Origin of the sequence: Pseudomonas sp. A-RE-22 (genome assembly GCF_019956035.1) — a bacterium.
Taxonomy (GTDB): domain Bacteria; phylum Pseudomonadota; class Gammaproteobacteria; order Pseudomonadales; family Pseudomonadaceae; genus Aquipseudomonas; species Aquipseudomonas brassicacearum.
This window is the reverse complement of the sequence record NZ_JAHBCZ010000040.1, coordinates 1-12162: the sequence shown is the minus strand read 5'-3', so window position 1 is coordinate 12162 and position 12162 is coordinate 1. Positions and strand designations below refer to the sequence as shown.

The following is a 12162-nucleotide window of genomic DNA, read 5'->3' as shown; positions in this document are numbered from 1 at the left end:
GACGCAGAGCGTCACTGGCTGCATTCCTACGCAGTGCGTGGGAACGAGCAACACAGGGATTTCGTTTGCTCGGATCAGGCGGTTTGCCTGAGGGCGGGTTTATCGATAGGCACCGAAGCGTCCTTGCTCCGCGGATCCCCTGGCCCATACACCGCCGCCGGCTCTGGAAACAGGCTCAGCAGTACCAGGTACACCACCGAGGCCAGGCCCAGGGTCACCGGCAGGCTGATGTCGATCCCGCCAGCCAGTTCCCCCAGCGGCCCGACGAACTGCCCCGGCAGGTTGACGAAGCACAACCCAACCAGCGCGCTGGGGATCCATGCCCCCAGGCCGCGCCAGTTCCAGCCGTGGCTGAACCAGTAGCGCCCGCCGGTTTCGCCGCGAGTGAACACTTGCAGGTCATCCGGGCAGTAGAAGCCGCGGCGTACCAGCAGGCCGATGATCATGATCACCATCCACGGCGTGGTGCAGGTGATGATCAGCACGGCGAAGGTCGAGACGCTCTGCACCAGGTTCGCCGCGAAGCGGCCGATGAAGATGAACGCAATCGACAGCACGCCGATCAGCAGCGTCGCCTTGACCCGCGACAGCACCCGTGGAAACACGCTGGACATGTCCAGGCCGGTGCCATACAGCGATGTGGTGCCGGTGGACATGCCGCCGATCACCGCGATCAGGCACACCGGCAGGAAGAACCAGCTCGGCGAAACCGCCAGCAAGCCGCCCACGTAGTTGTTGGCCGCGATGTAGTCCGGTGCCTTGATCGCCACGATGGTGGCGGTGGCGAGGCCGAACAGGAACGGGATCAACGTCGCCAGCTGCGCAGCGATCACGGCCAACATGATGCGGCGCTTGGGCGTGTCGCGAGGGATGTAGCGCGACCAGTCACCCAGGAACGCACCGAAGGAAATCGGGTTGCTCATGGCTACCAGCGCCGCGCCGATGAACGCCGCCCAGAAGCCCGGCTGGCCGAGGCTGACGGTGCCGGCGAACTGGCTGTCGAAGGTCGGTGCGAAAGCCAGGATGCCCAGCAAAAACAGCAGGCTGGCGGCCCATACGGCGATGCGATTGACCCACAGCATGAAGCGGAAGCCGTAGATGCACACCGTCAAGACCAGCAGGGCGAACAGGCCGTAGGCCAGGCCCAGGCTCAGGTCGGTCTCTGGCACGCCGATCAGCCGCTTGGCGCCGCCGATCAACGCGTCCCCCGAACTCCACACCGACAGCGAGAAGAACGCGATGGCGGTCAGCAACGAGAGGAACGAGCCGACGATTCGCCCGTGCACGCCGAAGTGCGCACCGGACGACACCGCGTTGTTGGTACCGTTGAGCGGGCCGAACAGGCCCATGGGCGCAAGGATGATCGAACCCACCAGGACGCCCAGCACAATGGCCCAGACCCCGGCCTGGAATGACAGGCCGAACAGCACTGGGAAACTGCCGAGCACGGCGGTGGCGAAGGTGTTGGCGCCGCCGAAGATCAGGCGAAACAGGTCGCTTGGGCCGGCGGTTCGTTCGTGGTCCGGGATCTGTTCGACCCCGAAGGTTTCAATTTGCGTAAGGCTGTTGTCGTTATTGTTATGCATGATCTGCTCCGATCATAAAGGCGCGCCCGTCGTGTGCGGGCGTCACCTGTTGCTAAGGGATTGGCAGCCCTTCCGGCATTGCGGACAAATGTTCGTGGCAGGCCAGCCATAGGCCTTGTTGTTCTTGGCGAAACACAATGGTTTCGCGCTCCTGGCTAAAGTGAAGCTCCCCTTGCATGCGCAACTCGGTGGCCACGTCATGGATGAAAATCGCCACGTCCCCTTGCAGGCTGACAAAGGCGTTGCTCGAGGTGCAATTGAGTACCTCGAAGCCATCCTCGGACCGCCAGCGATCCCACAACGCCTGGTAGGCATCGCGCGATAGCAGGGGCTGTTCGAGGGTGTAGAACACGAAACTCGCATCGGTGGTGAACGCGCCGAAGTAGGCGTCGCGGTCATTGCGGGCGAAGGCCGACACCAAATTTGCGGCGGCCTGGAGCACCTGGTCCTGTTCGTTCATGGGCGCACCTCAGCGATGAACCACGCCAGGCAGTACGCAGAGCATCTCGTACAGCAGGTTGGCGCCCAGCAGCGAGGTGTTGCCGGTGGTGTCGTACGGCGGCGAGACTTCTACCAGATCGCAACCGACCAGGTCGAGGCCCTGGCAGCCACGGACGATTTCGATCGCCTGGATGGTGGTCAGGCCGCCGATTTCCGGGGTGCCGGTGCCAGGGGCCCAGGCCGGGTCGATGCCGTCGATATCAAAGCTCAAGTACACCGGGCCGCCGCCGACTTTTTCACGCACTTCGGCCATCAGCGGGGCGAGGGATTTGTGCCAGCACTCTTCGGCCTGGACCACGCGGAAACCCTGGTTGCGGCTCCAGTTGAAATCATCGGCGGTGTAACCCTGGGCCCGCAGGCCGATCTGCACCACGCGGTCGCAATCGAGCAGGCCTTCTTCCACGGCGCGGCGGAAGGTGGTGCCGTGGGCGATCTTCTCGCCGAACATGTGGTCGTTCACATCGGCGTGGGCGTCGATGTGCACCAGGCCGACCTTGCCGTGTTTCTTGTGGATGGCCCGCAGGATTGGCAGGGTGATGGTGTGGTCGCCACCCAGGGTCAGGGGGATGACGTTGTGTTCGAGGATCTTGTGGTACGACTCCTCGATGATCCGCACCGCGTCCAGCAGGTTGAAGGTGTTGATCGGCACGTCGCCGATGTCGGCCACCGACAGCGAGTCGAACGGCGCGGCGCCAGTGGCCATGTTGTAGGGGCGGATCATCACGGATTCGGCGCGGATCTCCCGCGGCCCGAAACGGGTGCCGGCGCGCAGGGAGGTGCCGATGTCCAGCGGCACGCCAACGAACGCAGCGTCCAGGCCGGCAGCGGTTTGCAAATGGGGGAGTCGCATCATGGTGGCGATGCCGCCGAAGCGCGGCATTTCGTTGCCGCCCAGTGGTTGGTGAAGAATCTTGTCCACGGGTAGGGCCTCATCGTTGTTTTATTTATCAGGGGCCGATTCTGCGAAAAGCCTGGGATGGGAAGAATCGCTGGGGGCAAATACTTAGTTCAGATTTTTCTAAACTAATGCGGGGTGGGGCGATAGACTCGCGATTGATCTGTTGAAGCAACACTGTGGGAGCAAGGCTTGCCCGCGATGAAGTTCATGCGGTTTCCTCTAGAACCGAGGCGCCTGTATCGCGAGCAAGCTTTGCTCCCACAGATAAATCCCCTCGCCACAAAGTTTGCAGTGACCCGTCTGTATGGAGACACCCCCAATGGCCAACGCTCTACCCGACCTGAAACTGCTGCGCATTTTCGTCAGCGTGGTCCGGCACCAGGGTTTCGCCAACGCTCAACACGAGCTCAACCTGTCCACGTCGGCCATCAGCACCTACATGAGCCAGCTTGAGTCGGCCCTGGGCCTGGTGTTGTGTCATCGCGGCCGGGGCGGGTTCAGCCTGACCAGCAAGGGCGAGTTGTTCCATCAGGAAACCTTGCGCCTGTTGGGCGAGCTCGAAGGGTTCGAGCAGTACGCCGCCGCGCTCAAGGGGGAGCTGCGCGGCACCTTGAACCTGGGGGTGATCGACTCCACCGTCAGCGATAAGGCCTTGCCATTCGCCGAAGCCATCGGTGCCTACAGCCAGGAGCATCCGGCGGTGCATTTGCACCTGTCGGTCATGAGCCCTTACGAGTTGCAACTCGGTGTACAGGACAACCGCCTGGACCTGGCCATCGGTGCGTTTTCCACGCGCATGAGCGGGCTGGTCTACATGCCGCTGTACCGTGAGCAGCACTGGTTGTATTGCAGCAACCGTCACCCGTTGTTCAACGAGCGGCGCATCCCCGAGCAGGTCATCACCCAGCAGCGCATGGTCGGGCGCGGTTACTGGAGCCAGGCCGAACTGGCTCGCCATGGCTTCAAGCACAGCGCGGCGACGGTGGAGAGCATGGAGGCGCAGTTGATCCTGGTGTTGTCCGGGGCCTACGTCGGTTACCTGCCTGAACACTACGCCCAGGCTTGGGTCGACAAGGGCGACTTGCGCGTGCTGCTGCCGGCGACCTTCGGCTATCAGGCACCGTTTTCGATGATCGTGCGCCGTGGCCGCAGCCGCGAGCCGCTGATCCAGACCTTCCGCGATTTGCTCAAAGCTCAACTGAATCAGGCCTGATCATGTCCAGAACTCAATGCCCGCGCTGTCAACGACCGCAAAGCCACTGTCTGTGCCCGTTGATCCCCAGCCTCGACAGCCGCACCCGCGTCTTGCTGTTGCAGCATCCCAGCGAAGTGAACCATGCCTTGAACACCGCCCGCTTGGCGGCGTTGGGGCTTAACAACGCTGAACTGATCGTGGGCGAGGTGTTCGAGGATTTGCCCAGGTTGCTCAATCAGCCGGGTTATCAGGCGCAGTTGTTGTTTCCGGCTGACGATGCGCGACCGCTGCAAGCCTATGCGCCCTGCGATGAGCCGTTGCTGCTGGTCGTGCCCGACGGCACCTGGCGCAAGGCGCGCAAGCTGCTGCACCTCAACCCGCTGCTGGCGGCGTTGCCGAGGGTGACGTTGGCCGAGGGCGGGGTGTCTCGTTATCGTTTGCGCAAGGCACCGGGGCCGGGAGCGTTGTCGACGGTGGAAGCGATTGTCCAGGCGTTGCAGGTGCTTGAGGCGCCGGCGAGCTTCGAGGGGTTGCTGAGGCCGTTCGAGGCGTTGATCGAGGGGCAGATAGCGGCGATGGGGGAGGAGGTTTTTCGGCGTAACCATGCTGGGAAATAATGGTTGTCCTCGCTGACGCCATCGCGAGCAAGCTCGCTCCCACAGTTGATCTTCAGTGCACACAAGATTTGTGGTCGCCACAGATCCAATGTGGGAGCGAGCTTGCTCGCGATGGCGGCCTCATGACCAGAGAAGAGCCCAGCTGGAACCTACCGCTCGCGCATTGCCTCGGTCCGCGCCTTCAACACCGGTTTTAGCAAGTAATCCAGGACACTTTTCTCCCCGGTAATGATGTCCACCGTCGCCACCATCCCCGGAATGATCAGCAACGGTTTGGTATCCCCGCCCAAGTGGTTTTTGTCGGTGCGCACCTGGATCAGGTAGAAGCTGTTGCCCTTGTCGTCGGTAATGGTGTCGGCGCCGATCAGTTCGAGTTTGGCGCTCAGCCCGCCATAGATCGTGTAGTCGTAGGCGCTGAATTTGACCATGGCTTTCTGGCCCGGGTGCAGGAACGCCACGTCCTGAGGGCGGACCTTGGCTTCGATCAGCAGGTTGTCTTCCAGGGGCACGATTTCCACCATGTCGTTACCTGGCTGCACCACACCGCCGATGGTGTTGACCTTCAGTTGCTTGATCACCCCATGCACCGGCGAGACTACGGTGGTGCGGGTCACGCGGTCGTCGATGGCGATGCTCGAGGCGGTGATTTTCGACAGTTCGGTGCGCTTCTCGTTGAGGTCCTTGGCTGCCTCGGAGCGAAAGGTCTGCTCCGATTCGTCGATCTTGCTTTTGATCTCGTTGATCGCCGATTCCGCCCGGGGAATGGCCAGGGTGGTGGCGTTGAGCGAACCGCGGATTTCCACCGCGCTGCGTTTGAGCCGCAGGATCTCCACCGGTGATACCGCCCCGGTGCGCACCAGCGGGGCAGACATGTTCATTTCTTCTTGCAGCAAGGCCAGGGCGGAGCTGAACTGGCCTTGCTTGGAGCGAAACTCTGCCAGTTCCTGAGTCTTCTGCCGCAGCTGTTCGGTCAGGGTGCGTTGTTCGCTGGCCAGGCGCCGTTGCCGTTGTTCGTACAGTGAACGCTCGTCCTCGGCCACTTGCGGGGCCTTGGCGATCACCTCGGTTGAAAGCTTGAACGGCCGGCCCTCGGCCTCGGCCGACAGGCGCTCGACCTGGGCGGTCAAGGCATAGCGGTCGGCCTCGCTCTCGCCCTTGTTCGACAGGAAACGCGTGTCGTCCAGGCGCAGCAGGGTGTCGCCCTTGTTCACCATCTGGCCTTCACGGACGAAAATCTCAGTGACGATGCCGCCCTCCAGGTTCTGGATCACCTGGATCTTGCTCGACGGAATCGCCTTGCCTTCGCCGGTGGTGACTTCCTGCAACACCGCGAACTTCGCCCACACCAGCCCAGTGATGATCAACCCGGCGGCCAGCCACACGGTAACGCGCGAGCGGCGCGGCGAATCCTGCAGCGTGGCGCCGGCGGTTTCCGGCATGAACTCGCTTTCGGCGCTTTTGCTGAAACTGCCGAAGTAGCTTCGGGCGGCTGAATCCGGTGTTTGAGCAGACATGGGGCGGTACCCGTCAGTGAGAGAAAATAAAGCCAAACACATACCTGTGGCTTGAGAGGGTTATCTGTGGGAGCAAGGCTTTTGTGGGAGCAAGGCTTGCCCGCGATACAGGCGCCTCGGTTCCAGTGAGACCGCATCGGCTTCATCGCGGGCAAGCCTTGCTCCCACACAAACCTGTTCCCACACAAACCTGTTCCCACACAAACCTGTTCCCACACAAACCTTGCTCCCACAGGTTGCGGTGTTGTTTCTATACCGCCGCGGAGCCCACCCGGCCCTTGCGCAGCGCATCGATCACCGCCTCTTTCGGGCCATCGGCCACGATCCGGCCGTTATCCAGCACCACCAGGCGGTCCACCAGGCTCAGCATCGAGGTGCGGTGGGTGACCAGCAGCACGGTCTTGCCCTGCACATGGGTATGCAGCTTTTGCCGCAAGACGTCTTCGCTGCTGTTGTCCATGGCGCTGGTGGGTTCGTCCAGCAGCAGGATCGGCGGGTCGAGCAGCAAGGCCCGGGCCAGTAGCACGGCCTGGCGTTGGCCGCCGGAGAGCAGTTGCCCGCGCTCGCCCACCGGGCGGTCGAAACCTTGGGGATGTTGGCGCGCCAGTTCGGTGACACCGGTCAGTTCCGCCACTTCCAGCATGCGCGCGTCGCTGATGTAGCGGGCGCCCAAGGTGAGATTGTCCCGCAGGCTACCGGCCAGCAGCGGCAGGTCATGGGCGACGTAGCCGATCTGTTGGCGCAGGTCGGCGACGTCCAGTTGCCGCAGGTCCAGGCCGTCGAGCAGCAACTGGCCTTCCTCCGGCGCGTAGAAACCCATCACCAGGCGCGCCAGGGTGCTCTTGCCCGAGCCACTGCGGCCGATGATCCCGACCCGTTCGCCGGGCTTGAGGCTGAAGCTGATATTGGCCAGCGCCGGAGTGCTCTGGCCGTTGTAGTGGAAGGTCACGCCACTGACGTCCAGCGCGCCCTGCAACTGGGTGCGATCCAACGGCCGTTGTTTGGCATCGCGTTCCTGGGGCAGCGCCATCAAGGCATCGGTGCTGCGCATGGTGAGCTGGGCTTGCTGGTAACGGGTGATCAGCCCGGCGATCTGCCCCAGCGGCGCCAGTACTCGGCTGCCGAGCATGTAGGTCGCCACCAGCGCGCCGACGCTGAGGTTGCCGGCGATGATGCTGTAGACCCCGGCGACGATGGTCGCCATGCCCGCCAGTTGTTGCAGGAACAACGTGCCGTTGGTCGCCAGTGCCGACAGATTGCGCGCATGGCTGTCCAGGCGGGTGAGGGCGCCGTGGGTGCTTTCCCACTGATGCTGGCGCTCGCTCTCGGCGCTGCAGGCCTTGAGGGTTTCCAGGCCGCCGAGGGTTTCGATCAGCAGTGCCTGGCGCTGGGCGCCCAGCGCCAGGCTTTTTTCCACGGTGTCGCGCAGGCGCGCCTGGATGATCATTGCGAAGACAATGGTGATTGGAAACGCCACCACCGGAATCACCACCAGCCAGCCACCCAGCAGGCCGATCACCACCAGCATCAGCAGGGCGAAGGGCAGGTCGATCAGGCTGGTGAGGGTCACTGCCGTGAGGAATTCGCGCAGGCCCTGGAAGTCGTGGATGCTCTGGGCGAAGCCGCCGATGGTCACTGGCTTGGCCTTCATCGCCATGCCGGTGATGCGCTCGAACAGGGTGGCGGAGAGAATCACGTCGGTTTTCTTGCCGGCGGTGTCCAGCAGATGGGCGCGCACTACCCGTAACACCAGTTCGAAGCCGGTGCCGATCAACAACCCCACGGCCAGCACCCACAAGGTCGACGTGGCCTGGTTCGGCACCACGCGGTCGTAGGTCTGCATGACGAACAGCGGCACCATCAGGCCCAGCAGGTTAATCAGGAAACTCGCCAGGATCGCGTCGCTGTACAGCCAGCGCGACAGTTTCAAGGTGTCGCGAAACCACGCCTCGACCCGCGGCACCAGGGGCGCGCGCAGGTCTTCAAGTTCATGGCGCGGCCGGGCGAACAAGGCCTGGCCACTGTAGTCGAGGTTCAGTTCCTCGCGGCTGACCCACTGCTCGCCGCCGTCGGCTTCGCTGGGCAGGATCAGCGCCTTGCCATCCTCGCCCCAGCGCCTGAGTACCGCACAGCGGCCCCCCGCCAGGATCAGCATCACTGGCAGGTTCAGGGGCGAGATATCCGCCAGCTCACGACGCAACAGTCGCGCCTGCAAGCTTGCCCGGGCCGCTGCGCGTGGCAGCAGGTCCAGGCTCAAGCGTTGGTGCGCCATAGGAAGCCCGGCGCTGAGGCTGGCGCGGCTGACCGTCGCACCATGGAGTTTGCAGAGGATCAACAGACCGTCCAGCAAGGGATCATCGAAATTCAGGCGCGGATCGGCGCCAAGGGTTGCGGGTTCCATGCTGGTCACATTGTTCGCTCCCATTTTTTTGGAGGGGGCTACTTCAGTTCCGGCAGCCGAGCCTGGTTCTTGACTTCGGTCTGCGCGACCGCATCGGCCGGCAGCACGATCCGTTGTTTGTGCAGCAGCAGGCCCATGTTCGCCAGTACCCGGTACATCGAGTACTCCTCGGTGTAGCGCACCTCGGTGTAGCGACGGTTGGCGTTGTACAGCTCGTTTTCGCTGTCGAGCACGTCGAGCAAGGTCCGCTGGCCGAGACCGAACTGATCCTGGTAGGCGGCGCGCACGCGGGAAGTGGTTTCGGCGTATTCGCGGGCGGTGGGGGTCTGTTTACGGGCGTTGAGCATCGCGTTCCAAGCCAGGCGCGTGTCTTCGTTGAGCTGGCGCAGGGCATTGTTGCGGATGTCCATGGCCTGGTTGATCTGGTGAGCATTGGACGCCAGCCGCGCCTTGTCGCTGCCACCGCGGAACAGGTTGTAGTTCATCACCACGCCGACCCGCCAGTTGTTGTCGTGGCCTTCTTCACCACCGATATTGTTATTGGCGCCCACCGCCGCCTCGGCGTCGAAGCGCGGGTAGAACGGCGACTTCGCCACTTCGTACTGGCTCTCGGCGGACTGTATGTCGGCCTGGGCCGATTTCAGGTACGGGTTGTTATCCACCATGCTTTGCTGGGCGTCGCGCAGGTCGGCAGGCAGTTCGCCTTTGGTCGAGGGCGGCGTTTCCAGTTCATCGGGCATGCGCCCGACCACGCTGTAGAAGTTCGTCTCGGCGTCGGCCAGGTCGACCTGGGCGGTGTCGTAGTTGTTTTCCGCCAGGGCCCGACGGGCGTTGGACTGGTCGGAGTCGGCCGTACTGCCCACCCCGCGCTGGGTGCGCAGGCCGATCTGGTCGTTGACCCGCAGGTGCGCTTGCAGGTTGTTCTTGGCCAGGGTCACCAGTTCGCGACGCTTGAGCACTTCCAGGTAGACCTCGATGGTGCGCAGCGCCAGATCCTGGGCGGTGCCCTGGGCGTAATAGGCCCGGGAGTTGACCACGCCCTGGGTGCGTTCCACTTCATTGGCGGTGTTGAACCCGTCGAAGATCATCTGTCGCAGGCGCAGCTCCGACTGGGTGTAGGTCAGGATATTGGTGTGGTGATTGCCCAAGGCCCGGGTGTTGGTGTTGTCGCTATAGCCACGACCGTAACCGGCATTCAAATCCACCGACGGGAAAAAGCCCCCTCGGGCGACCTTGACGTCTTCATTGGCCGACAGACGGCTGTCCACCCGTTGTGCCAGCTCAGGGTGAGTGGCAATGGTGCTCTGGATCGCTTCGGTCAAGGACATGGCCTGCGCCTGAGAGGAGCAGGCCATGGCCAGCAAAACCGCGCTGCAGAGGGGGGTTAGAACGCGCATGGGGTGCATCTCCTGAGGTCCGTAGTGCTTCGCTTGTCGCCAAAATATTGACGTGTTTAAGATCAAAACCGTTTCAACCTTGTAACAACACAGCTAAGAACATCCTGAGCAAAACCTAAGAAGAATTTCTCATAAGACTTATGCCGAAAAAAACTTATGTACTTGAAAAAAACCGGCACATTGTTCAAAGCGAAAGCCTTTGAATCTGCGGGTTCTGACGGCTTTTAGGCGTCAATAAAAGTTCCATGCAGATTTTTAAGCAATGTGAAGAAATGTCGAAAGGGCGATCTGTGAGGTGGTTTTTGGTGACGGTTTTTTGTCGTTTTGGCAAATTGCTAGCACCTTCTTCTTTCACGAAAGCTGGCAGATTTTCCAGCTTTTGGGATCGCCAAACCTGAGGACGGATTCTTCACTCAGACAGGTGCCGATTGCGGTCGGCAACGGAGGAAATGCACATGGCAGCGCTCATCGGTATCGTCAGCAAAGTGGTCGGGCAAGTTTTCGCAGAAGCGGCCGGTGGCCTGCGGCGGCCTCTGGTCGAAGGCGATCGGCTTTATGCCGGCGAACACCTGGTCACCGGTGCCGAAGGGGCCGTGGCGGTTCATCTGCAGAACGGCCAGTCATTGACCCTGGGCCGCGGAAGCGACCTGACCCTGACCCCGCAGTTGCTCGCCAACCATGCGCCTCATGTCGATACGCCTGACGCGGCGACACCGAGTAATGCGCAACTGACCGATGTGCAAAAGCTGCAGCAAGCCATCGCTGCCGGTGCCGACCCGACCCAGACCGGTGAAGCCACGGCCGCCGGCCCCGAGGGTGGCAACCCGGGGGGCGTGGGCGGCGGGCACAGTTTTGTGCTGCTGGAAGAAGTCGGTGGGGAGGTCGATCCGCAGATCGGTTTTCCGACGGCCGGGTTCAATGGGATTCCCGAGTTTCCACAGCTGCGCCTGGCCGGTGATCCGGATAACACGGGCGACAATGCAACCGTGCCGCCGGTGACACCGGATAACCCGGTGACCCTCGACGGGGTCGATGTCGAGGGCGGCGAACTGACCATCAACGAAGCCAATCTGGCCGATGGTTCGGCCAGCAATCCGGGGGCGCTGGTGCAAAATGGCACCTTCACGGTTTCCGCGCCTGACGGGCTGAGCAGCCTGAGCATCGGCGGCATCAACGTGATCACCGGCGGTGTGCCCGCGGGCTTCCCCCAAACCATCACTTCGGCGCTGGGCAACACGTTGACCATCACCGGCTATGACCCGGCCACGGGGGTGGTCAGCTACAGCTACACCCTGACGGACAATGAAACCCATCCTGCCGGTGGCGGTGCCAACAGCATCACCGAGCAGTTCCCGGTGGTGGCCGTCGACACCGATGGTGACACGGCCACTGGCACCCTGGACGTCAACATTACCGATGACGTGCCCCAGGCGATCGACGACAGCCACGCCAACACGGCGTCGGAAACCCTGGTTAGCCTCACCGGCAACGTATTGCCCAACGACCATCAGGGCGCCGACCGGATTCCCATCGGTCCCGATAGCGGGCCGATCATTGGCGGCACGTTCACCGGCACCTACGGCACCCTGGTGCTCAACCCCAACGGCACGTACACCTACACCCTGAACACCAGCGACCCGCAATTCGTCGCGTTGCATGGCGGGGGCAGTGGCACCGAGACGTTCACCTACACGCTGACCGATGCCGACGGCGATACCAGCACCGCGAATTTGGTGCTGCAGGTGCACAACAACGACGATCCAGTGGTGTTGGTGGGCCTGAATGCTGAGGGTGGCGAGCTGTCATTGCAGGAGAAAAACCTCAGCGACGGCAGCAGTCCGGATGCACCGGCGCTGACTCAAAGCGGCACGTTCACCGTGACTGCGTTGGACGGTGTGCAAACCTTGAGTGTTGGCGGCATCAATGTGGTGACGGGTGGCGTGGCAGCCGGTTTCCCACAATCGATTACCACCGCACTCGGCAATACGCTGACCATCACTGGCTACAACGCCACCACGGGCGTGGTCAGCTACAGCTACTCCTTGCTGGACAA

The 12162-nt window shown here is 62.5% G+C and carries 9 protein-coding genes; 3 read left to right on the top strand and 6 right to left on the bottom strand.

The window, feature by feature from the left end; translation table 11 throughout:
• Positions 1 to 74 precede the first annotated feature (74 nt).
• The 3 genes from KGA89_RS19585 to speB are packed head-to-tail and all read right to left on the bottom strand — an operon-like array spanning position 75 to position 3006.
• Positions 75 to 1589, bottom strand: coding sequence for a purine-cytosine permease family protein (locus KGA89_RS19585; RefSeq protein ID WP_223472349.1), 1515 nt, complete (start codon positions 1587 to 1589; stop codon positions 75 to 77).
• Positions 1590 to 1638: 49 nt separating this feature from the next.
• A complete protein-coding gene (locus KGA89_RS19580) occupies positions 1639 to 2046 on the bottom strand; it encodes a YybH family protein (RefSeq protein ID WP_013692515.1) in 408 nt (135 codons plus the stop codon).
• A gap of 9 nt (positions 2047 to 2055) precedes the next feature.
• On the bottom strand, positions 2056 to 3006 hold the full coding sequence (gene speB, locus KGA89_RS19575) for an agmatinase (RefSeq protein ID WP_003198979.1): 951 nt from the start codon (positions 3004 to 3006) through the stop codon (positions 2056 to 2058).
• 298 nt (positions 3007 to 3304) lie between these two features.
• On the opposite strand from speB, the gene KGA89_RS19570 reads away from it, so the two are divergent.
• Both KGA89_RS19570 and KGA89_RS19565 read left to right on the top strand, forming a co-directional pair.
• On the top strand, positions 3305 to 4198 hold the full coding sequence (locus KGA89_RS19570; protein ID WP_003184133.1) for a LysR family transcriptional regulator: 894 nt from the start codon (positions 3305 to 3307) through the stop codon (positions 4196 to 4198).
• Positions 4199 to 4200: 2 nt separating this feature from the next.
• Complete coding sequence (locus KGA89_RS19565) at positions 4201 to 4797, top strand: tRNA-uridine aminocarboxypropyltransferase (RefSeq protein ID WP_003198983.1); 597 nt, start codon at positions 4201 to 4203, stop codon at positions 4795 to 4797.
• Positions 4798 to 4946: 149 nt separating this feature from the next.
• Here the strand turns inward: KGA89_RS19565 and KGA89_RS19560 are convergent, their stop codons facing one another.
• From KGA89_RS19560 to KGA89_RS19550, 3 genes are all read right to left on the bottom strand, one after another.
• Positions 4947 to 6311: an HlyD family type I secretion periplasmic adaptor subunit gene (locus tag KGA89_RS19560; RefSeq protein ID WP_003198985.1), complete on the bottom strand. Its 1365-nt coding sequence runs from the start codon at positions 6309 to 6311 to the stop codon at positions 4947 to 4949.
• A gap of 250 nt (positions 6312 to 6561) precedes the next feature.
• Entirely contained in the window at positions 6562 to 8721 is a 2160-nt protein-coding gene (locus tag KGA89_RS19555; RefSeq protein WP_028237341.1) for a type I secretion system permease/ATPase, read from the bottom strand.
• Positions 8722 to 8750: 29 nt separating this feature from the next.
• Positions 8751 to 10109: a TolC family outer membrane protein gene (locus KGA89_RS19550; RefSeq protein ID WP_223472322.1), complete on the bottom strand. Its 1359-nt coding sequence runs from the start codon at positions 10107 to 10109 to the stop codon at positions 8751 to 8753.
• Positions 10110 to 10564: 455 nt separating this feature from the next.
• Here KGA89_RS19550 and KGA89_RS19545 point away from each other — a divergent pair.
• Positions 10565 to 12162 (top strand): retention module-containing protein (locus tag KGA89_RS19545; RefSeq protein WP_223472321.1); only part of this gene is annotated, 1598 nt, incomplete at its 3' end.